At 36.5% G+C, this 23,127-nt stretch carries 21 protein-coding genes and 1 tRNA gene; 10 read left to right on the forward strand and 12 right to left on the reverse strand.

From position 1 onward, the window contains the following. Window positions 1–35: 35 nt before the first annotated feature. From FJ651_RS02985 to FJ651_RS03015, 7 genes are all read right to left on the reverse strand, one after another. The gene (locus FJ651_RS02985) at window positions 36–506 is read right to left on the reverse strand and encodes an ExbD/TolR family protein (protein WP_140988909.1); all 471 of its coding nucleotides are present in this window, start codon (window positions 504–506) and stop codon (window positions 36–38) included. Window positions 507–527: 21 nt separating this feature from the next. Further along, complete coding sequence (locus FJ651_RS02990; protein ID WP_140988910.1) at window positions 528–1,157, reverse strand: ExbD/TolR family protein; 630 nt, start codon at window positions 1,155–1,157, stop codon at window positions 528–530. A 2-nt stretch (window positions 1,158–1,159) separates the two neighbouring features. Next, window positions 1,160–1,609 (reverse strand): hypothetical protein, encoded by a 450-nt coding sequence (locus tag FJ651_RS02995; RefSeq protein ID WP_140988911.1) that lies wholly within the window; start codon window positions 1,607–1,609, stop codon window positions 1,160–1,162. Window positions 1,610–1,631: 22 nt separating this feature from the next. Further along, complete coding sequence (locus FJ651_RS03000) at window positions 1,632–2,399, reverse strand: MotA/TolQ/ExbB proton channel family protein (RefSeq protein ID WP_140988912.1); 768 nt, start codon at window positions 2,397–2,399, stop codon at window positions 1,632–1,634. Between the two features lie 83 nt (window positions 2,400–2,482). Continuing rightward, a tRNA-Ser gene (locus FJ651_RS03005) sits at window positions 2,483–2,571 on the reverse strand. A gap of 76 nt (window positions 2,572–2,647) precedes the next feature. Then, on the reverse strand, window positions 2,648–3,676 hold the full coding sequence (locus FJ651_RS03010) for an asparaginase (protein ID WP_140988913.1): 1,029 nt from the start codon (window positions 3,674–3,676) through the stop codon (window positions 2,648–2,650). A gap of 5 nt (window positions 3,677–3,681) precedes the next feature. Continuing rightward, complete coding sequence (locus tag FJ651_RS03015; protein ID WP_140988914.1) at window positions 3,682–4,449, reverse strand: TatD family hydrolase; 768 nt, start codon at window positions 4,447–4,449, stop codon at window positions 3,682–3,684. Between the two features lie 50 nt (window positions 4,450–4,499). On the opposite strand from FJ651_RS03015, the gene FJ651_RS03020 reads away from it, so the two are divergent. Beyond that, window positions 4,500–4,949 (forward strand): retropepsin-like aspartic protease, encoded by a 450-nt coding sequence (locus FJ651_RS03020; protein ID WP_140988915.1) that lies wholly within the window; start codon window positions 4,500–4,502, stop codon window positions 4,947–4,949. 667 nt (window positions 4,950–5,616) lie between these two features. Here the strand turns inward: FJ651_RS03020 and odhB are convergent. After that, window positions 5,617–6,837: a 2-oxoglutarate dehydrogenase complex dihydrolipoyllysine-residue succinyltransferase gene (gene odhB / locus FJ651_RS03025; RefSeq protein ID WP_140988916.1), complete on the reverse strand. Its 1,221-nt coding sequence runs from the start codon at window positions 6,835–6,837 to the stop codon at window positions 5,617–5,619. A 25-nt stretch (window positions 6,838–6,862) separates the two neighbouring features. Continuing rightward, window positions 6,863–9,619 carry a 2-oxoglutarate dehydrogenase E1 component gene (locus FJ651_RS03030; protein WP_140988917.1) on the reverse strand — a complete coding sequence of 919 codons (2,757 nt, stop codon included), beginning with the start codon at window positions 9,617–9,619 and terminating at the stop codon, window positions 6,863–6,865. Window positions 9,620–9,787: 168 nt separating this feature from the next. On the opposite strand from FJ651_RS03030, the gene FJ651_RS03035 reads away from it, so the two are divergent. After that, window positions 9,788–10,267, forward strand: a complete 480-nt coding sequence (locus FJ651_RS03035) for an alpha-ketoglutarate decarboxylase (RefSeq protein ID WP_246085296.1) — start codon at window positions 9,788–9,790, stop codon at window positions 10,265–10,267. On the opposite strand, the gene FJ651_RS03040 is transcribed toward FJ651_RS03035, so the two are convergent. Both FJ651_RS03040 and FJ651_RS03045 read right to left on the reverse strand, forming a co-directional pair. Then, complete coding sequence (locus tag FJ651_RS03040; protein ID WP_140988919.1) at window positions 10,264–10,611, reverse strand: hypothetical protein; 348 nt, start codon at window positions 10,609–10,611, stop codon at window positions 10,264–10,266. The genes FJ651_RS03035 and FJ651_RS03040 overlap by 4 nt on opposite strands. Continuing rightward, complete coding sequence (locus FJ651_RS03045) at window positions 10,612–11,586, reverse strand: polyprenyl synthetase family protein (RefSeq protein WP_140988920.1); 975 nt, start codon at window positions 11,584–11,586, stop codon at window positions 10,612–10,614. A gap of 121 nt (window positions 11,587–11,707) precedes the next feature. On the opposite strand from FJ651_RS03045, the gene FJ651_RS03050 reads away from it, so the two are divergent. The 8 genes from FJ651_RS03050 (at window position 11,708) to FJ651_RS03085 (ending at window position 22,625) form a co-directional block, all read left to right on the forward strand. Further along, entirely contained in the window at window positions 11,708–12,322 is a 615-nt protein-coding gene (locus FJ651_RS03050) for a TetR/AcrR family transcriptional regulator (protein WP_140988921.1), read from the forward strand. Further along, window positions 12,315–13,655: a TolC family protein gene (locus tag FJ651_RS03055; protein ID WP_140988922.1), complete on the forward strand. Its 1,341-nt coding sequence runs from the start codon at window positions 12,315–12,317 to the stop codon at window positions 13,653–13,655. The genes FJ651_RS03050 and FJ651_RS03055 overlap by 8 nt, the downstream gene beginning before the upstream one ends. 27 nt (window positions 13,656–13,682) lie before the next feature. Beyond that, complete coding sequence (locus FJ651_RS03060) at window positions 13,683–14,846, forward strand: efflux RND transporter periplasmic adaptor subunit (RefSeq protein WP_140988923.1); 1,164 nt, start codon at window positions 13,683–13,685, stop codon at window positions 14,844–14,846. Window positions 14,847–14,855: 9 nt separating this feature from the next. Beyond that, window positions 14,856–18,356 (forward strand): efflux RND transporter permease subunit, encoded by a 3,501-nt coding sequence (locus FJ651_RS03065; RefSeq protein WP_140988924.1) that lies wholly within the window; start codon window positions 14,856–14,858, stop codon window positions 18,354–18,356. A 160-nt stretch (window positions 18,357–18,516) separates the two neighbouring features. Continuing rightward, entirely contained in the window at window positions 18,517–20,268 is a 1,752-nt protein-coding gene (aspS, locus tag FJ651_RS03070) for an aspartate--tRNA ligase (protein ID WP_140988925.1), read from the forward strand. 38 nt (window positions 20,269–20,306) lie between these two features. Further along, entirely contained in the window at window positions 20,307–22,088 is a 1,782-nt protein-coding gene (locus tag FJ651_RS03075) for a chloride channel protein (RefSeq protein WP_140988926.1), read from the forward strand. Between the two features lie 21 nt (window positions 22,089–22,109). After that, window positions 22,110–22,346 (forward strand): hypothetical protein, encoded by a 237-nt coding sequence (locus tag FJ651_RS03080; protein ID WP_140988927.1) that lies wholly within the window; start codon window positions 22,110–22,112, stop codon window positions 22,344–22,346. Between the two features lie 87 nt (window positions 22,347–22,433). Further along, a complete protein-coding gene (locus FJ651_RS03085) occupies window positions 22,434–22,625 on the forward strand; it encodes a cold-shock protein (protein ID WP_140988928.1) in 192 nt (63 codons plus the stop codon). A 48-nt stretch (window positions 22,626–22,673) separates the two neighbouring features. On the opposite strand, the gene FJ651_RS03090 is transcribed toward FJ651_RS03085, so the two are convergent. Further along, window positions 22,674–23,126, reverse strand: a complete 453-nt coding sequence (locus FJ651_RS03090) for a nucleoside deaminase (RefSeq protein WP_262710577.1) — start codon at window positions 23,124–23,126, stop codon at window positions 22,674–22,676. Window position 23,127: the final 1 nt, after the last annotated feature.

Consider the following 23,127-nt stretch of genomic DNA (forward strand, 5'->3'; position numbering starts at 1 on the left):
GCTTTTAATAATTAAGATATTTTTAGAACTATTTTTTACTCGTTAGGATTTCTAACCGTTGTAACGTACATTAGTTTTAAAGCGTTGATTTTTCTCAATTCCTGTTTAATATCAGACACCAACCCGGCATTAGTTTCTTTATCTACCTTAAGTGCTACTACAAACTTGTCTTGCAGCTCTTCACGCAATGCGTTTCGGGCCTCAGTTACAGCCAACTGTACAGATTCGATACCCACAAAAGCGTCGTTTATTTGTATTCTTGGCAATTCACCATACTTACTTTTAAAGCCTTCACTTGGTTTACCTGCATAGATAAAGGTGGTTCTGTCTTTACTTAGCTTTTCTACCTGATCGGCATTTGGCAATTCATTTTTAACCATTAAGGTATTATCTCTCATTACCGTTGCCACCATAAAGAAAAATAGTAACATAAACACAATATCTGGTAACGATGCCGTTGAAATAGCCGGTAAATCGCCTTTCTTTTTGTTTTTAAATTTTGACATAATTGTTATTTTTCAAAATTATTATTTAGGCTCAGCTTCAGAGAGTTTCATAGGATACATCGTTTTAATTTTTGCAATGCGCTCTTCTAATTGTTCGTCTCTTTTAAACTGGTTCTTTTCTTTCTCTGCGAGCATGGCAAAATACACATCGTCTACTTCTGGATACGACGAACCATATAAACGTTTGGCCTCTCTGTTTCTTAAAAAATTATAGGCTGCAACCAATTCGTTTTGAACTTCAATGTATTTTCCATAAGTAGTTTCGCGGTCATGCTGCAAAGATATAATGGCTTTGTCCGGATGATCTGAAGAACTTGGATCTCTTTTTCCCTGACAGTAGTCACAGGGATTTCCTTCGCCATCAACATCGCCACCATTATCTAAAAACTCGATAGTAGCTTTTCTCAAATCTTTTAATTGCATGAGCTCATCTTCAACTAAAAGTTGATCGTTTCTGTTAAGCAGCACAACAAATAAATTTTTTTGCTTAATTACTACATTTTCCTCATCTGGCGGCTCAATAGGCGGCAAACTCCTTAATATACCTTTATCTTTTTCGATGGTGGTTGTTACCAAGAAAAAAATCAAAAGTAGAAAGGCGATATCTGCCATAGAGCCGGCATTAACTTCCGGTGCTGATCTCTTTGCCATAATTAATTATTAAATAGTTTTTTAACGCCGGTATATATCATTGCCAAAATAGCAATAGCTGTTAATATATAGAAGGTGATTAAACCCATACCAACGTATTTAGATGTGCTCTCGGTAACGTCAAGTCCTTTACTTACAAAAGGTTTTAAATCTAAATCTGTACCACTAGACATAACATAACCAATAACTACTACTACAGCAAACAAACCTACATTAATAAGTGTTTGCTTAAGTACCGCAGGCTTTTTAACCAAGTTGATAACTGTAAATAACAATACAGCTGCAATAGTTAAAATGAGTGCAACATAAGCCATGTACATGAGCGGTTGAACTACGCTGTCTTGACCGGCTTTAATTTCGTCATCGCCTACGCCTATAATTCGAACAAGAAATATAGCAGCAAGAACGCCAACGACGGCTACTATAATTCTCATAATCTTTACGATATTCATAATATTATTTTTAACGAGGTTATTACTTCTTATATCTTACTAACAAATCCATCAAATTGATAGAAGCGTCTTCCATATCATTTACAATGCTATCTATTTTAGCAATGATATAGTTGTAAAATATTTGAAGAATGATAGCCACAATAAGACCAAATACAGTTGTTAAAAGAGCTACCTTAATACCACCGGCTACTAATGATGGCTGCATATCTCCCGCTGCTTCAATTTTATCGAATGCCTGGATCATACCAATTACAGTACCCATGAACCCAAGCATCGGTGCCAAGGCAATAAACAATGAAATCCAAGAAACATTTTTTTCTAATTGTCCCATTTGAACTCCACCGTAAGCAACAACAGCTTTTTCAGCTGCGTCAATATCTTCATCGGCTCTATCTAAACCTTGATAAAAGATAGAAGCAACAGGACCTTTTGTGTTTCTACAAACTTCTTTGGCAGCTTCAACACCACCTGAAGATAAAGCATCTTCTACGTTAGAAGTTAATTTTTTTGAGTTGGTTGTTGATAAATTTAAAAAGATAATTCTCTCAATAGCGATGGCTAATCCAAGAATTAAACATAATAATACAATGCCCATAAATCCGGCACCACCTTCAATAAAACGTTTTTTAAGCTCCTGGTGGAAACTTAGATTTTCTTCATCGACCGATGAATCTTGAGTTACAGTTGTTACTGTAGTAGTGGTAGATAACGATGCACTTGTAGTGGCATTTACAGTTCCAAAAGCCATTGTACCAGCAATAGCAAGGATAGAAAATAATCTTTTCATTGTTCTAAATCTTAATTTATTAGTTAAAGTGTTAAAGATAAAAAAATAAATGTAATTGTTTTAATTACTACAAAAATTTACAGCAGAGAGGAAGGGATTCGAACCCTCGATCCACCGATAGGCGGATACACACTTTCCAGGCGTGCGCCTTCGACCACTCGGCCACCTCTCTAAATAAACCTTGTAATTTATTACAGGGGATGAAATAACAAAAAAATATTTAAAGGCTCAAACTTTTATCATTAATTTTAGGACATTTCTCCACGCAAAGAGCTTTCAAAATTGGTTTTAAACTCATTAGGCAAACAATTTTGACCTAACAAATACATCAACTTCGTCACAGCTGCCTCGGTTGTTATATCAAAACCCGAAATAACACCTATTTTCTTTAGTACTTCACTGGTGGCATACTGCCCCATTGCAACGCTGCCACCTGAACATTGAGTGACGTTAATGATATAAATTCCCTTTTTAATACATTTTTCCAGTAGTTCAACAAACCATGATTGTGTGGTGGCGTTTCCTGCACCATAAGTTTCTAAAATAATACCTTTTATGTGCGGATTTACCATAAAACAATTTAACGTATGCTCTGATATTCCCGGAAAAAGTTTAACTATGGCCACATTGGTATTGAAATTTTTATGAACTTTTAATTCTTTACCCAAAGGTCTAAACAAAACATCTTTGTTTACTTTTAAATGAACGCCAGATTCTGCCAATACCGGATAGTTTAAAGAGGCAAAGGCTTCAAAATGTTCAGCATTAATTTTTGTAGTTCTGTTTCCCCGGTATAATTTGTATTCAAAATATAATCCAACTTCTGTAATCACAGGCTGGTCGCCATCTCTCAAAGATGCCATTTGAATTGAGGTAATCAAATTTTCTTTAGCATCGGTGCGCAAATCACCAATTGGCAATTGAGATCCGGTAAAAATTACGGGCTTTTGCAAATTTTCAAGCATAAAACTTAATGCCGAAGCCGAATAACTCATGGTATCACTGCCGTGCAATATTACAAAACCGTCAAATTCATGGTAATTCTGTTCAATAACCTCAGCCATTTCAACCCAATAAACAGGGTGCATATTAGATGAATCTATAGGATTATTAAATGAAATGGTTTGAATTTCGCAGTCTAATATTTTCAATTCTGGAATATTATTCAGAATTTGATCAAAATTAAAGGCCTCTAAACTTCCCGTTAACGGATTTTTAATCATCCCAATGGTACCACCGGTGTAAATGAGTAAGATATTTGGTTTTTTATATTCCATAATAGTTAGATTCCAAAAACATCTTTTGAGTTTTGGGTAGTGATTTTCGCAATTTCTTGGGCAGGTAAATTATAAATTTCTGAAAGTTTATTCAGTACTTCAATAATATAGGCACTTTCATTGCGCTTTCCTCGATAAGGCACAGGGGCCAAGTAAGGCGCATCGGTTTCTAAAACAATATGTTTTAAATCTATTTCGCTTAAAAACTGATCAATTTTACCGTTTTTAAAAGTAGCAACACCTCCAATGCCCAGCTTCATATTAAAGGATATGGCTTTTTTTGCTTGTTCTAAATTTCCAGTGAAACAGTGGAAAATTCCGAATAATTGACTGTGATTTTCACTTTCGAGAACTTCAAAGATTTCATCAAAAGCATCTCTACAATGAATAACAATTGGCAATTGATACTGTTTGGCCAATTGTATCTGGTATTTAAAAGCCTCCTGCTGAATGGCTAAAGTAGAGGTATCCCAAAACAAGTCAATCCCAGTTTCGCCTACTGCATAAAACCTTCGTTTTGAAAGCATAGAGCTTACGTGCGCTAATTCATCTTTATAATTTTCTTTCACCGAAGTTGGGTGCAAACCCATCATTAAGAATACATTTTCAGGATAAGCGCGTTCTAAATCCAGCATTGCCGTTGTGTAAGATGAATCTATAGCCGGAATAAAAAACCTCTTAATATTTAGTTTTAAAGCTCTTTTAATCATGGCATCACGGTCTTCGTCAAACAATTCGCTGTAAAGATGCGTATGGGTATCGGTGATCATCATGATGCAAATTTAATTGAATTATAGGATTATATTTGCAAAAAAGACAAGCAATGGAAACTGAAGATCTTCAGGAATTTTTGAAAAAGAAAGGCTATACCAAGTGTAAACTGAAACTTTTAAAAACAAACCACTTTCAAATAAAAGCTACCATTAATGGTATAACCGGCACTTTTATTTTAGATACCGGAGCATCGAGCTCACTCATTGGTACTCATAAAACTTCTGAATTTAATTTACTTCCTGAAGATTCTGAAATTAAAGCCACCGGTGCGGGTGCTTCAAATATGAGCACTCAAATTTCTACGATTGATACTTTTAAAATAGGTCGATGGAAAAAACAAAAGATGCCAATCATACTTTTTAATCTTACGCATGTAAATGACGGACTCATAAGTCAGGATACCAAGCCTGTGGATGGTATTATTGGGGCCGATATATTAAAAAAAGGAAAAGCAATTATTGACTACCAGAAAAAATATTTGTATTTGAAATTGAGCTAACCGATAATTGGCTTCAACAAAAATTTTAACATTTTTTATTTTTCTGAATATCAATCATTTAATTGACATTAACCAAATTTTTTAAAAAATATTAAACTTTTTATTTTTTATTATATTCTAATAATCAATTTGTTATCTTTTTTAAGATTGAAAAATACGTATAAATACGTATTGCGCTTTATTTATTTTTTACAGAATTTAGCAAAAATCTTAGCTCTTTGGGTTAGTTACTCAAACTAGTTATTATTAGTTTTTAGGGTTAGCGAGTTCTGCATATTGCAGAACTCGTTTATTTTATACAACCCTCAAAGCATGAAGTAAATGATTCCCTTTAAAATGTAAGTATTAACTTACACAAAATACGTAAAACTACGTATTGTACAGTATCCAATTTTTTTCGAATTTAGCATTGCTATTAATCAATTGTGTCTGCGAAGTAAAAATGGAAGCTCAATTCGAAATGATTTTGAGCTTCTACTTCCAGATATGCTCCAAATTTTTAACCTATGAATACCCAACAGAATAATCTTGGCTCTGGCACTAAAACGCTTGTTATAACAGTTATTATATGTGCTTTTTTAGTAATTGCCATTAATATAGTTGTCAATATTTTATAATCAAAAAACTCGGCTGTAAGGGCCGAGTTTTTTATTATAAATTAGTTAAATTATAGTTCTAAAGCTTTTCTAAGGTTATTATCCATTAATAACTCTTCCGGATTTTCGAGTGCTTCTTTAACTGCTACTAAAAATCCAACGCTTTCTTTACCATCTATAATTCTATGGTCGTAAGATAAGGCAACATACATGATTGGCCTGATTTCAACCTTACCATTGATAGCAACCGGACGTTCCACAATATTGTGCATACCAAGAATGCCACTTTGTGGCGGATTGATAATTGGTGTAGACAACATACTACCAAAAACACCTCCGTTAGAAATGGTAAACGTTCCACCGGTCATTTCATCTACGGTTATTTGTCCGTCACGTGCACGTATCGCCAAGCGCTTTACCTCTGCTTCAACACCTCTAAAACTTAAGTTTTCGGCGTTTCTGATAACAGGAACCATCAAGCCTTTTGGTCCTGAAACGGCAATACTAATATCACAAAAATCGTAGCTTACCATTTCCTGACCGTCAATCATAGAATTAACAGCCGGATACATTTTAAGAGCTCTTACCACAGCCAATGTAAAGAAACTCATAAACCCTAGTCCAACACCATGTTTATTTTTAAAATCTTCTTTGTACTGGTCCCGTAAATTAAAAATGGGTTGCATATCTACTTCATTAAAAGTAGTAAGCATGGCTGTTTCATTTTTAGCCAAAACCAAACGCTCTGCCACTTTTCGTCTAAGCATAGAAAGTTTTGAGCGCGATTCGCCACGACTACCACCAGTAGGTGTTCCCATAGAAGGTACTGCTTTAACTGCATCGTCTTTAGTGATTCTTCCATCTTTACCGGTGCCACTAACGGTTGAGGCAGTGATTCCTTTTTCGTCTAATATTTTTTTTGCTGCCGGACTTGCAGTCCCGGTGGCGTAGGTTTTATTTTCGACAGGTGCGGGCGTTGTTTCTTTTTTGACTTCCTCTTTTTTTGCTGCCTTCTCCTCTTTTGGAGCAGAATCACTTTCGCCCTCAGGTTTTGAGGCCGAAGTGTCAATCAAGCACACTACTTCTCCAACAGCTACGGCGTCGCCCTCTTCAGCTTTAAGTGTTATAATACCGCTGGCTTCAGCAGGTAATTCTAAAGTAGCTTTATCGCTGTCAACCTCAGCTATAGCTTGATCTTTTTCAACATAATCTCCATCTTGAACAAGCCATTGTGCAATTTCTACCTCTGTGATAGATTCTCCCGGTGACGGCACTTTCATTTCTAAAATCATTGTATGATTATTTTAAAGTATATAATTAATATTGATTGCTTTTTGTTTTATCGAATACGTAATCGATGGCCTCTTGATGACGTCTTTTTGAGCGGGTTGCACTACCGGCAGCCGGCGCACCATAAGGTCTTCTTCCTGCGTAGCGGCAATTTTTAAACTCGTCCATGTGCATCATTAAATGCGAATAGGCTCCCATATTTCTGGGTTCTTCTTGCGCCCAAACAAGTTCGTCGGCATTTTTATATTTTTTAATAATGGCTCTTATGTCTTCTTCAGGAAGTGGGAACAATTGTTCTAGCCTTACCAAAGCCACGTCATCTCTTTTTTGCACTTCTTTGACTTCTAATAAATCGTAATAAAATTTACCGGTCACAAAAACCAGTGACTTGATTTTATCAGGATTTGCAGTCTCGTCATCTATTAACATTTGAAAACTTCCGTTGGCAAATTCTTCAACAGTTGAAACTACTCTTGGATGTCTCAATAAACTTTTGGGCGTAAAGACTATCAACGGTTTACGGAAATTAGCTTTCATTTGTCTTCTTAACAAGTGAAACATGTTGGCCGGCGTCGAGCAATCGGCTATAAACATATTATCTTTTGCGCATAATTGAAGATAGCGTTCCATTCTCCCGGAAGAATGTTCTGCACCTTGGCCTTCATAACCGTGTGGCAAAAGCATTACCAGTCCGTTTGAAGTTTTCCATTTGGCTTCACCCGATGAAATATATTGGTCAATCATGATTTGAGCACCATTACTAAAATCCCCAAACTGGGCTTCCCATATGGTGAGGGTATTTGGACTAGCCATGGCATACCCGTAGTCAAAACCAACCACACCGTATTCAGAAAGCAATGAATTATAGATATAGAATGATCCTTGTTTTTCGCTTATATGATTATGAAGAATAATTTCTTCTTCACTGTCTTCAACCTTAACAACTGCATGACGGTGGGAGAACGTACCGCGTTCAACATCCTGTCCTGAAATTCGCACATCAAATCCTTCTTCAAGTAATGAGCCATAAGCCAGATGCTCAGCCATAGACCAGTCGAGTTTGTCTTCTTCAAACATGGTAATTCTCGATTCAATAAGGCGTTGTATTTTTCTTATAAAGTCTTTATCTTCCGGTAGTTTTGATAAAACTTCAGTGATTCTTTGAAGTTTCTCCTTTGGGTAGGTAGTATCTATATGCTGTAACATTTCAGGTGCCTTAGCACGAATAAAACCTTCCCATTTTTGTTGCATAAATGGTGTTACAACTGTTTTATCAATTTTTCTGGAACTTTCAAGTTTTTGGTCCAGTTTGGCTTTGTAGGCTTCTTCTAGTTCGGCTACATAACTGTCGTTAATAATACCCTGCGCTATTAATTTCTCTGCATAGATATCTCTTGGATTTCTGTGCTTGGCGATCATTTTGTACAACTTTGGCTGGGTAAAACGCGGTTCGTCACCTTCGTTATGGCCATATTTTCTGTAACCTAATAAATCTAAAAATACATCTCGTTTAAACTGCATTCTAAACGCCAATGCAAAAGAAGCTGCATGAACTACGGCTTCAACATCATCGGCATTAACGTGTAAAATTGGCGATAAGGTAACTTTCCCCACATCGGTACAATAGATACTTGAGCGCGCATCAAGATAATTGGTGGTAAATCCAATTTGATTGTTAACTACAATATGAATGGTCCCATTGGTTTTATAGCCATCTAACTTGGCCATTTGAACTATTTCATAAATAATTCCCTGACCGGCAATGGCGGCATCGCCATGAACAGCAATTGGTAATACCTGTGAAGCATCGGTGATATCGTCTCTATCTTGTTTTGCGCGAGCAATACCTTCTATAACAGCACCAACGGTTTCGAGATGCGATGGGTTTGGCGCAATATTTAAGTTAATATGCTTCCCCGTGATGGTTTGTCTGTCGCTGGTCCAACCCATATGGTATTTAACATCACCATCAAAAACGGCTTCTTCGTAATCTTTCCCGTCAAATTCACTAAAAATATCTTCGGCAGATTTACCAAATATATTAGTTAAGGTATTTAATCTGCCACGATGTGCCATGCCCAGTACAAATTCTTTAACCCCAAAATCGGCTGCTTCTTCTATTAAAGTATCGAGAGCCGGAATTAGAGATTCATTTCCTTCTAACGAAAAACGCTTTTGACCCACATATTTTGTGTGAAGGAAATTTTCAAACGAAACAGCTTCGTTTAGTTTTCCTAAAATATATTTTTTCCTTTCAGGTGAAAAATTAGGGTGGTTATCATTGATATTTAGACGTTGCTGAATCCATTTTACCTCCTCGGGCTGCCTAATATACATGTATTCTATACCAATAGCATCACAATAAATAGCCTCCAGATGTTGTATAATATTTTTTAATGTTGCAGGCCCAATACTTAAAATCTCACCTGCATTAAATACGGTATCTAAATCGGATTGATTTAACCCGAAATTCTCGATAGCCAATGTTGGTGAATATTGACGACGTTCTCTAACCGGGTTTGTTTTGGTAAACAAATGGCCCCGTGTTCTATAAGCTTCAATAAGTTGAACTACCTGAAATTCCTTTTGAACATGCTCAGGGATTTGAGTGGTAACGCCTTCTACAATTTCGCCTTTTAATCCATAATTCTCACTGCCAAAATCAAAGCCTTGAAAAAAGGCTCGCCAACTGGGCTCTACGCTGTCTGGATTTTGTAAATATTGTTCGTATAAGTCGGCAAAATAAGCCGTATGTGCTGCGTTTAAAAAGGAATACCTGTCCATGATATTGTGCGTCGCTGAAAATTCAACAAAATTTAAGCAAAAATACAACTTTTACAGATATTCTATGCCTAATTAGTATATTTGTAACATTACCTTTTAAAATATTTTAACATGCGAGTTGTCAAATCATTATTCCTTAAATATTTCATTGTTCTAAGTGTTTTTTGTTTGTTTTCTTCTACTAACAATTTTGCTCAAAATAGTTACAACGACAACCCATTTTGGTCTAAAGTTCGTTATGGCGGTGGTATTGGTTTAGGCTTTGCAAACGATTTTTTTAGCGCTACACTTGCCCCGCAGGCTATTTATGAATTTAATTCTCAGTTTGCATTAGGTGTTGGTTTGAATGGCACTTACAACAGCCAGAAGAATGTTTTTAACTCAACGGTTGTTGGTGCCAGTGTTATTGGATTGTTCAATCCTATCCCCGACGCTCAAATCTCGGCAGAGTTTGAGCAACTCAACGTTAATCAAAGATTTAAAAACAACCTTGGTATTAACAGAAATTATTGGTATCCGGCGTTATTTTTGGGAGCAGGCTACGGCAACCGAAATTTTATGGCAGGCATTAGATATGATGTGCTTTACAACAGAGATAAAAGTATTTATGGCAATGCCTGGATGCCTTTTGTAAGAGTGTTCTTTTAGTAATGTTTTTTGTACCAAACTTTTTGCCACTCGCGCTTTAATATTAAAAAACTTACGTTTTTTGCGAGTACCTCCAAATCATTGCCATCTAACCGTTTGATTTGGCTCTCAGGAACATCAATAATATATAATAAATTAAGGTATTCCATAAATTTCTCACGCAGTAAATAATACACAGTTTGTGTTAAATCACTAAATAAGATTTCGGGAGTTGTGTTTTCTGAAAATTCTAAATCAATCCCAGCCAAAAGCAAATCTTTATTTATTTGGAGAATTAAATTGGTATACAAATCTAAGGCCGTAACCTCGGCAATCAATTCTTCAATATTTGATGGCTTATGCATTTAAACTTTGCGTTGCATGAGTTGTTCGCCAAACTGTTTTAAGGCAAATTTATAAACATCGTCTAAACTCAAATCTTCTAAATATTCAAATGCCTTTGCGGTGTAATTAGAAATAGCCGTTTTCGTTTCTTTCACTGCTCCCGAGGTTTCAAATAGTTGTTTAACCCTTTCTACCTTTTCTTGTAAATCGATTTCAGACCCATTAAACAATTGAAAAAGTTCGTCTTTAACTTGCTGACTACCATGCTCAATTGTCTTAAGATACAGATATGTTTTTTTGTTTTCAATAATATCACCACCTACTTGCTTACCAAAGGTTTCAGGATCACCAAAGGCATCGAGATAATCGTCCTGTATTTGGAAGGCTATTCCAAGGTTTTTTCCAAATTCATAAATTAAATGCTGGTCCTGACTCGATGCTTGGGCAATAATGGCGCCCATTTTCATGGCTGCAGCTACCAGCACCGACGTTTTATAGGTTATCATCCTAATGTACTCATCAATAATAACATCATTTCTGGTTTCAAAATCAATATCGTATTGTTGACCTTCGCATACTTCTAAGGCTGTTTTGGTAAACAGGCTATTTAACTCTTTAAAAGTTGTTCCGTTATAATATTCTAATAATTGATACGACAAAATTAACATGGCATCTCCCGATAAAATGCCCGTATTCAAATTCCATTTTTCATGCACGGTTGGTTTTCCGCGTCTTAGCGGTGCATCGTCCATAATATCGTCATGAATTAAAGAAAAATTATGAAACACTTCAACACACAAAGCAGCGTTTAATGCATTTTCCGCTTTGGCGCCAAACATTTCGGCAGTCATTAATGTTAAGGTTGGTCTTAACCGTTTGCCTCCTAAACTTAAAATATATTGTATGGGTTGATACAAAGTTTGAGGTTCTTCGTCTAACTGATAATTAGAAAGAAAATTATTAAAAATTGACTGGTAGTAAGTTACATTTTGCATGCCATCATCATATTAGTGATTGCAATATCAAAATTTTAAAGTAAACCTTTTGTTAAATTTACATTAAACTAAGGAAACTTTTTTTGTTTTAAAAGTTTCCTTCATTACTTTTGTCGCCACTATGGAGGAAAAAATATTAGAAACATCGGCTGATTTGTTCTTGAATTACGGTTTTAAGAGCATTACCATGGATGATATTGCCAACAGAATTGGTATTTCAAAAAAAACTATTTATCAGCATTATAAAAACAAACACGAGCTAATTGAAGCCTCGACTCTTCATTTATTTGAACAAATTTCGACAGGGATTAATTTAATATGCAACCTGCATAACAATCCGGTTGAAGAAATTTATCAAATTAAAAATTTCGTGATGACACATTTAAAAGGCGAAAAATCTTCGCCTCAGTACCAGCTTCAAAAGTATTATCCTAAAATTTACAAAAACTTAAAAAATAAACAGTTTGATTTAATGCAAGGTTGCGTTATCGAAAATTTAAACCACGGTATTCAACAAGGTTATTACAGAAGTGATATCGATGTTCAATTTATATCTCGATTATACTTTAGCAATATGGTTGCATTGAAAGATCACGACTTATATCCGGTTGAGCTATTTTCAATGCAAAACATTATGAATCAATATTTAGAGTATCACCTTCGTGGTATCTGCACTCCTAAAGGACTGCTTGTTTTAAATAAAGTACTCTCAAAAGAATCCCTTTCAAATGAATAAAATATATTTAACACTCTGCCTACTCACTTTACTCGTTATAAAGGTTAATGCGCAAGAAACACTAACATACAGCTTACAAGAAGCCATTGACTTTGCTTTGGAAAATAACCGCGCAGCCAAAAATGCCGTTCGTGATATTGAAGCCGCCAAACAACAAAAATGGGAGACTACAGCAACCGGTTTGCCTCAAATTGATGCCAATATTGATTATCAAAACTTTTTAAAGCAGCAAATTTCATTAATTCCTGCTGAGTTTGTTGGCGGTAATCCCGGTGAATTCGCTGAAGTTATTTTTGGAACCAAACAAAATGTGAACGCCTCTGCCACTTTAAGACAGCTGTTATTTGATGGATCTTATTTGGTTGGTTTACAGTCGGCTAAAGTGTTTCTTGAGATTTCTGAAAACGCGAAAGAAAAAACTGATTTAGAAGTAAGAAAAGCAGTTATTAATGCCTACGGAAACGTTCTACTTGCTGAAGAAACCATTAAAATTCTTATCAATAACAAAGCGGTTCTTGAAAAAAATCTGTTTGAAACTCAAAAATTATTTGAAAATGGATTTGAAGAAGAAGAAAGTGTTGAACAACTTCAAATCACACTTTCAAGCATTGAAAGCGCACTAAACAATGCCGAAAGATTAGAAATTATTGCCAAGCAACTATTTAATTTAACCATCGGCATTGATATTGAAACCCCTATACGGTTAACCGATGTTCTCGACGATTTGGCTCAAAAAAATATTACAATAGATTTAATTGAAGCCGAAGAAAACATCGACAACAATATAGATTATAAAATAGCTTTTAACGACAAGGTTTCAAAAGATTTACTACTTAAACTAGAGCGCAGCAAGTCGTTACCAAGTTTAAGCAGTTTTGTAAATGCCGGATATTTAGGTTTTAGCAATAGTTTTACCTTTTTAGACCGCGAACAAGATTGGGCAGGCTTTGCTTTGGTAGGCGTTAATTTAACTGTGCCCATTTTTTCTTCCTTTGGTAGAAGTGCCGCTTCTCAACGCGCAAAAATCAATGTTGAAAAAGCCAAAGAAGATTTAATTGAAATTGAACAACAACTTAAATTGGAGGCAGCCAGAGCAAAAAGTAATTACAAATTTTCCATAGAAGATTATCAAATTAAACAAAGAAATTTAGAACTGGCCGAACGCATAGAGCGAAAAAATGAAATCAAATTTTTTGAAGGTATTGCAAGCAGTTTTGAGCTAAGACAAGCCCAAACACAACTATATAGTGCTCAACAGGATTATTTACAAGCCATGCTGGATGTAATCACCAAAAAAGCCGATTTAGAAACCGTACTCAACATTACCAATTAACAATCAAAAAATAAGAATCCACATATCATGAAAACCAATACCATTATAACCATTTTTTTGCTAACATTAATAGTGTCTTGCGGTGGCAAAAAGGACAATTTTGAAGCCGTACTTGAATCCGGCGATTCCAAATTACTACACACCAAAAAGTCAGAACTTTTAGAATCTCAGCGAGCCCTACAGCTTCAAATTGATGACATCAACGCTAAATTAGATGAAATTTCAGGTACTGATAAACTACAATTGGTTTCTACATTTAATACTTCTGAAGAATTATTTAAACATTATGTCGAACTTCAAGGTAATGTTACCACCAAAAACCTGGTGGTTATAAATGCGGAATTTGGTGGATTGCTTAAAACTGTTTTAGTAAAAGAAGGACAGCAAGTTACAAAAGGCCAGATTTTGGCTAAAATAGACGATGGCGGATTGAGCCAGCAACTTTCTCAAATGCAAATTCAGGCCGATTTAGCTAAAACTACTTTTGAGCGTCAGGAGCGATTGTGGCAACAAAGTATTGGAAGCGAAATTCAGTATCTACAAGCCAAGTCTGCATACGAAAGTCAGTTAGAGGCCATTAATCAAATGAAACAACAATTGGCAAAAACTACCATCACATCCCCATTTTCGGGTACAATTGACGATATTCTCACAGACCAGGGAACTATTGTGGCTCCGGGAACATCCATTTTTAGATTGGTAAGTTTAAAGGATATGTATGTAGAGGTTGATGTACCTGAATCCTACTTAAAAGACATTACCACCGGAAAAGAAGTAATTGTAGAGTTCCCCGTTTTAAATATGAGCATCAACTCGGTTGTAAGACAAGCCGGCAGCTATATCAACGCCGCTAACCGAACCTTTAAGGTAGAAGTGGCCATCCCTAATGGTTACGACAACATTAAGCCCAATCTTACGGCCAAACTTAAAATTAACGATTATACCAGCGGCAAGGCCATCTTAATTCCACAAGATATTATTTCTGAAGATGCATCAGGCAGCGAATATATTTACGTACTCGATCAGGTTAACGAAAAGACAGGTACTGTAAAACGCACCAACATTGCAACAGGAAAAACCCAGGGCGACATCATTGAAGTTCTGGAAGGTTTAACACCAAACACACTCGTCATTCAAGAAGGTGCTCGCAGTGTTAAAGACGGTCAAAAGGTAGAAGTTAAACAGATTTAATCGCACAACATGTCTGAAAATAAAAATCTCAATAAAGAATTTAAACTCTCGACCTGGGCTATCGCCAATAAAACCACTATGTATGTGGTAATTATGGTTATTCTGGTGTTGGGTGCTTCGGCTTATTTTTCGATGCCGCGCGAAGATTTCCCCGAAATTAAAGAAACCAAAATTTACATCAGTACCGTATATCCCGGTAACACTGCTGAAGATATTGAAAAACTCATCACCAATCCGCTGGAAGACAAATTAAAAACAGTTAGTAATGTTGTTGAGATAACTTCTACGTCTCAAGAAGATTACTCTATTGTTATAGTAGAATTTGATGATGATATACCGGTTGATATTGCCAAACAAAAAGTTAAAGACCAAATTGATACTGAGGTTGCCAGCGAAGATTGGCCAACCTTTAACGGTGCCAAAGTAGACCCTAATGTTTTTGATTTAAGTATTAGTGAAGAAATACCTATTCTAAACGTCAATCTGTCGGGCGATTACCCAACCGAAAAACTTAAAGATTTTGCAGAATACCTTCAGGATGAAATAGAAAACCTTATCGAAATTAAACAAGCCGATATCAGAGGTGTTCAGGATAACGAAGTTGAAGTAGCCGTTGATATTTATAAAATGATGGCTTCTCAAGTTAGTTTCGACGATGTAATCAACGCCATTAATCAAGGAAACGTTACTATTTCGGCAGGCAATTTAATAGCAAGCGGACAAAGACGAACGCTAAGAGTAGTTGGCGAGATTGAAAAACCTAACGACCTGGCCGATTTTGTGGTTAAGTCTGAAAATAATAGCGCTATTTACCTTAAAGATATCGCTGAAATAAATTTTAAAGAAAAAGACAAAACTACTTATGCCAGAAAAGATGGTGAACCGGTTGTGATGCTCGATGTTAAAAAACGTGCCGGTAAAAACATGGTGGAGGCTACCGAAAAGGTGAAGGCTATTGTGAATAACGCCATCGAAAATGTGTTTCCTCCAAACCTTGAAGTTACCATCACCAACGATTTGTCTGATAAAACTATTAGTCAGGTTGAGGATTTGGTCAACAACATTATTTTCGGGGTAATTTTGGTAGTAACAGTATTGATGTTCTTCTTAGGATTTAAAAACGCGCTTTTTGTTGGTTTTGCCATCCCCATGTCAATGTTTATGTCGCTTATGATTTTAAGTGCCCTTGGCTACACACTCAATACCATGATTTTATTTGGATTGATTATGGGTCTAGGTATGTTGGTAGACAATGGTATCGTGGTTGTAGAAAACGTTTATCGTTTAATGGACGAAGAAGGCATGTCGCGCGTTGAAGCTGCTAAAAAAGGTATTGGTGAAATCGCCTACCCCATTATTATATCAACAGTAACCACCGTGGCGGCATTTGTTCCGTTGGGTTTGTGGCCGGGTTTGTTTGGGCAGTTTATGATTTATTTTCCTATCACGCTATCGGTTGTGTTAGGTTCTTCGTTGGTAGTGGCTATATTTTTTAACTCGGTTTTGGTGTCTCAATTCATGAAGGTTGAAGACAAAGAAATGCCTTTAAAAAGAATTATCAGGCTATCGGCTATTATAGGTGGATTTGGTCTGCTTATTCTAATTGTAGGCGGACCCTACCGCGGGTTGGGAACACTAATGATTGTAAGTGCCATAATGGTTTGGGTATACAGACTATTTTTAAGAAAAGCAGCCAATTATTTTCAAAAACACACCTTGTCAAAGCTTGAGAACGCTTATGAACGCACCCTTAAATATGCACTAAGCTCTTGGAGACCTTATGCCATTGTTGTTTCTACTTTTGTACTACTATTTTTAGCTTTTGGCGGATTTGGAGCTTCGATAGCAAGCCAGCGTACCAAAATTGAATTTTTCCCCGATAATAAACCCAATCAAATTATTGTTTACATAGAATACCCGGAAGGTACAGACATTGAAAAAACCAACGCCATTACCAAACAAATTGAGCAACAAGTCTTTAATATTTTAAATGAGGATATCTACCTGGAAGGCGATTATAATTACATGGTTGAAAGCGCCGTTTCACAGGTAGGCGAAGGTTCCGGTAACCCACAAACCGATGGAGGCTCAGCCGCCGAAATGCCTCATAAAGGTAAGATTACCGCTACAATGCGTCAGTTTAAGTACCGTAAAGGCCAAGACAGCGAAGCCCTTCGTCAAAAAGTTCAACAAGCGCTTACCGGTATTTATCCGGGTGTTTTAATTTCTGTAGAAAAAGATGCCAACGGTCCGCCTGCAGGCGCGCCCATCAATATAGAACTTGAAGGTAAAGATTACGATCAGCTTATTGAAACGGCTGAAAATATGCGGCGGTTTATCAATGCGCAAAATGTTGCAGGCATAGACGAATTAAAAATTGATGTAAACAAGGCCAAACCAACCATGAAGGTGATTGTTGATAGAGAAAAAGCAGGCGAACTGGGCGTTAAAACAGGTCAGGTTGGTCAGCAACTGCGCAACTCAATTTTTGGTGCCAAAGCAGGTATTTATAAAAAAGATGGTGACGATTATGATATTTATGTGCGCTTTAATGAAGATTTGAGATACAACACCAGCGCTATTTTTAATCAGAATATCACATTTAGAGATATGGCATCTGGTCAGGTTAGAAATATTCCTGTATCTTCTGTAGCCAGCCATACCAATACCAGTGGTTTTAGTGCTATAAAACACAGGGACGCAAAACGTGTTGTAACAGTTTACTCGGCTTTAGCTCCGGGATTTGTGGATGCTGCTGCGGTGGTTGGTACCATCCAAGAAGAAATGAAAAACTTCACACAATTACCCGATGATATTAAAATTGATTACACAGGCCAAATCGAAGAACAAAACAAACAGCAGGCCTTTTTAATGGGTGCCTTTTTTAAAGGTCTGGGACTTATTTTTTTCATTTTAATCTTTCAATTTAACTCGGTATCGAAACCGGCGATTATTATGCTAGCCATATTTTTAAGTTTAATTGGTGTTTTTGGCGGACTCATTATAACAGGTTGGTCTTTCGTTATTATGATGACCATGATGGGTATTATTGCATTGGCCGGAATTGTGGTAAACAATGGTGTGGTACTCCTAGATTACGCCCAATTGCTCATCGACAGAAAGAAACAAGAACTCAATATGAACCCATCGGCATATCTTCCGGCAAACATTTTGTTTCTAACTATTGTACGTGCCGGAAAAGCCAGATTGCGACCCGTTTTATTGACAGCCATTACCACTATTTTAGGTTTAATTCCGTTAGCCATAGGTTTGAATATTAACTTTTTTACACTGTTTTCTGATTTTGACGCCAATATTTACATTGGTGGAGATAACGTAATATTCTGGGGGCCATTGGCATGGACTGTCATTTTTGGACTGTTCGTGGCTACCTTTTTAACGCTTATTGTGGTGCCAATTATGTTCTATTTGTCAATGATTTTGAAAATGTGGTTTTTCAAAAAATTTAAAAAAGATTTACAAGTAATAGAAGACACCCCGCTTTTCTAATATTAAAAGGAAGGTATCTGATATAATCACTGAAGAGTCATTTTATTGATTAGTAGCTACAGCCATTACAATTGTAATGGCTTTTTTTATTTAAACTGCACAAACTTCATTAAATTTGCGCACCGTTATAACAAGGGTTTTCACTAGAAGAATATTTTTTATGTATAGAAGTCATAATTGCGGACAATTAAGATCGTCACACATCAACACCGAAGTAACTTTAGCCGGTTGGGTACAAAAAATAAGAGATAAAGGTTTTATTACATGGGTAGATTTAAGAGACAGATACGGTGTTACACAGCTGGTTTTTGATGAAGAACGCACTTCAGAAAGTATTTTTAAAACGGCTCAAAAGCTGGGAAGAGAATTTGTAATTCAGGTTAAAGGAACGGTAATAGAACGCGCTTCAAAAAACCCAAACATTCCTACCGGTGATATAGAAGTGCTGGTTAATGAACTTCAAATTTTAAATATTTCTAAAGTACCTCCTTTCACTATTGAAGACCAAACCGACGGTGGCGATGAGTTGCGCATGCAGTTTCGTTATCTCGACATAAGAAGAAATCCGGTTAAAAATAGCTTGATTTTTAGGCATAAGGTGGCACAAGCCGTTAGAAATTATTTGTCTTCAAAAGATTTTATAGAAGTTGAAACGCCCTACCTCATCAAATCTACACCCGAAGGAGCCCGAGACTTCGTAGTACCTTCGCGTATGAATCCCGGTGAATTTTACGCTTTACCACAGTCGCCACAAACCTTTAAGCAATTGCTTATGGTAGGTGGTATGGATAAATATTTTCAAATTGTAAAATGTTTTAGAGATGAAGATTTACGCGCCGACCGCCAGCCCGAATTCACTCAAATAGACTGCGAAATGGCCTTTGTAAATCAAGAAGACATTTTAAATACTTTTGAAGGCTTAACCAGACATTTACTTAAAGAAATTAATGGTGTTGAAGTAGATGCGTTTCCGCGTATGACCTATGATGACGCCATGCGCCTATACGGCAACGACAAACCAGATATTAGATTTGGTATGCAGTTTGGCGAGCTAAACAATGTTGCCAAACACAAAGATTTTAACGTGTTTAACACAGCCGAATTGGTTGTTGGTATTGCAGTTCCGGGCGGTAATGCATTTACCAGAAAAGAAATAGACCAGCTTATAGACTGGGTTAAACGTCCACAAATAGGAGCCTTGGGAATGGTGTATGTACGCTGCAACGAAGACGGTACTTTCAAATCATCGGTTGATAAATTTTACAATGAAGAAGATTTAAAAGCCTGGGCAGATATAACCCAAGCCAAACCCGGCGATTTAATTTGTGTACTTTCAGGCGAAACCAATAAAGTTAGATCGCAATTAAGCACCTTAAGAATGGAACTTGCCAACCGCTTGGGGTTAAGAAAACCTAACGAGTTTGCGCCACTCTGGGTAGTAGATTTTCCTTTGTTGGAATGGGATGAAGACACCCAGCGTTATCATGCCATGCACCATCCGTTTACGTCACCAAAACCGGGGCAGTTAGAATTATTAGATACCAACCCCGGAGCCGTAAAAGCGAATGCCTACGATTTGGTCTTAAACGGTAACGAAATTGGTGGCGGCTCCATTAGAATACACGACAAAAAAACACAAGCCGTCATGCTAAGACATTTAGGATTTAGCGATGAAGATGCAAAAGCCCAATTTGGATTTTTAATGGATGCCTTTGAATACGGCGCACCACCGCACGGCGGCATTGCTTTTGGTTTGGATAGACTTGTTGCTATTTTAGGCGGACAAGAAACTATTAGAGACTTTATAGCCTTCCCAAAAAATAATTCGGGGAGAGATGTTATGATTGATGCGCCGGCCAAAATAGATGAGGCTCAACTGGAAGAGTTACATTTAAAAGTGCAGTCAAAATAACAATCGCAACTTTAATACATTTTTGATAAATTTAATTCATGAACCACCAAACTAAATTTATCAAACAGTTGCTAATTTGGAGATACAAATTTATCTCTGAAAGAAACTTTCTATTCTTTTTAAGCATTCTAATTGGATTGCTTTCCGGTTTGGTTTCGGTGGTGTTAAAAAACCTGACTTTTGCCATTCAGAACCTATTAAAAAAGGGGATTATTTTTTCTGAAAACCAGTTGTATTTTATACTACCCATAGTAGGTTTATGGCTGGTGTTTCAATTTGTAAAACGCATTAGTAAAGAACCGGTACAGCACAGTTTATCAAATGTGCTATTTGCCTTATCTAAAAAAGACGGACTTTTAAGTCGTAAAAATATTTATTATCCCCTTATCACGGCACCTTTAACTGTTGGCTTTGGTGGTTCGGTTGGACTGCTGGGGCCTGCCATTGCATCGGCTTCGGCTTTAAGTTCTAATGTAAGCAGATGGTTTCACGTAGACCGAAAAACGCGTAGTTTACTTATTGGCTGTGCCGCAGCCGGCGCCATTGCCTCTATTTTTAAATCACCCATTGCTGCCATTATTTTTGCCATTGAAGTATTTAGTCTTGATTTAACATTTGCTTCATTATTACCTTTATTAATTGCCTCAATATCATCGGTGCTTACCTCTTATTTTTTTTTAGGCGATGATGCTATTTTCAATTTTACGGTGATAGACAAATTTAGAATAAGAGACACGGCATTTTACCTTTTACTTGGTTTGGGAACCGGAGTTGCTTCTATTTATTTTTCTAAAATTCACTTTAAAATATCAGCCTTTTTTGGCAAGATTAAATCAGCTAAAGCCCGACTTATCATAGGCGGATTTGCCATTGGGGTGATGCTGTATTTTATTCCACCTTTATACGGTGAAGGTTTTGGATATATCAATAATTTAATGGCCGGAAACCATATTGAAGCCTTAGGAAAAACCCCGTTTAACAGCGAACTCAATAACATATGGGTGGTCATAGCTTTACTATTCGGAGTCACCATTTTTAAAGCGGTCGCCATGACCACCACGTTTGCCGCAGGTGGTACCGGTGGTATTATTATTCCAACACTGGTTATGGGCAGCACTTTAGGAAATGTGGTCGCTAAAATTATTAATAATTTGGGATTTGGTTTTGAGGTGTCAGAATCTAATTTCACCTTGGTGGGTATGGCCGGACTTATTGCGGGAGTGCTGCATGCGCCACTAACTGCCATATTTTTAATTGCTGAAATTACAGGTGGTTACCAATTATTTGTGCCGCTGATGATTACTGTTTCAATGTCGTTTATTATCAGTAAAAACAGTCTTAATTATACTATTTACAACAAAGAACTCGCTGAAAAAGGTGCCTTATTAACTCAGGATAAGGATAAAAACGTGCTAACAGTTATGAAGCTCGACAATGTTATTGAAACCGATTTTATCCAGTTAAGACCCGAGATGAGCTTAGAAGATATGCTTATGAAAGGCGTTTCAAAATCTAGCCGAAACCTATTTCCGGTTACCAATGTTCGAGAGGAATTTTTAGGTATAGTTTTGCTCGACGATATACGCTCTGTTATGTTTGATCAAAGTCTATATCATTCAACCTCAGTAGAAACTTTTATGCACAATCCACCGGCCGTTATTATCTATGAGCAAGACGATATGCAGGCAGTAATGAAGAAGTTTCAAACATCCGGTGCATGGAATTTACCGGTTTTAAAAGATGATAAATACTATGGTTTTGTGTCAAAATCAAAACTGCTTACTGCATATAGAAATGAATTGATTAACTTTACATCCTGAAAAAGAGTAATACTTAAAGAGATGAAAACCATTATCTGGATTTGTTTTTTAGCTTCGTTAGCCAGCATTATTTTTGGTTTAAGTACAGAGACTGAACAATCACAAAAAATGATTGGTTTTGGGGTTTCGGGTATGTTTTTTATTGTATTTCCGCTATTTTCATACCATCGTTGGAAAGACAAAAAGGTTGAAGACTACATGCTAACCAAGGAGAATTTAGATAAAATGCGTGAGAATCAGCGTAAAAATAAGTACTAGGCTGCGCTTCAACTAAATTATTTTTGATATTAACAACTTTGAATTAATTAAATTCTACCTTTGTACTTTAATTTTTATTTTATTACAATGACTGGAACAGTTAAATTTTTTAATGAATCTAAAGGATTCGGATTTATTACCAACAATGACACAGGCAAAGACATCTTTGTACACGTTTCAAATTTAGGTGGTTTAAGCCTAAACGAAGGTGACGAAGTATCTTATACCGAAGAAGAAGGCAGAAAAGGAAAGGTTGCTGCCAACGTGCAGGTAATCTAATAACCATAAAATTATTAGAATGTAGACGCCCTGAAATTCAGGGCGTTTTTAATTTAAATTTCTTTTTTCAATAAAAAATCGCTTTAGTAGCGCTTCTGCTTCAGTTTCTAAGACTCCGCCTTGAACCACAGTTTTTGGATGTAGTTGTGTTCCCATCTTTATAAAACCTCTGTTCTCATCACGCGCTGCAAATACTACTTTGCTTATTTGAGACCAATACAAAGCGCCGGCACACATTTGGCAAGGTTCTAAAGTAACGTAAAGCGTACAACCGGTTAAATACTTCCCACCTAAAAAATTAGCTGCCGCAGTTATTGCTTGCATTTCGGCATGAGCCGTTACATCGTTTAATAACTCTGTTAGATTGTGGGCTCTTGCAATAATTTGATTATCAACTACAATTACAGCGCCAACAGGAACCTCGTTTTTCTCGAATGCCATTTCTGCCTCTTGCAAGGCTTTTTTCATAAAATATTCATCATTAAAAATAAATGGTTCCAAA

The organism is Paucihalobacter ruber, from assembly GCF_006494535.1.
Classification (GTDB): domain Bacteria; phylum Bacteroidota; class Bacteroidia; order Flavobacteriales; family Flavobacteriaceae; genus Paucihalobacter; species Paucihalobacter ruber.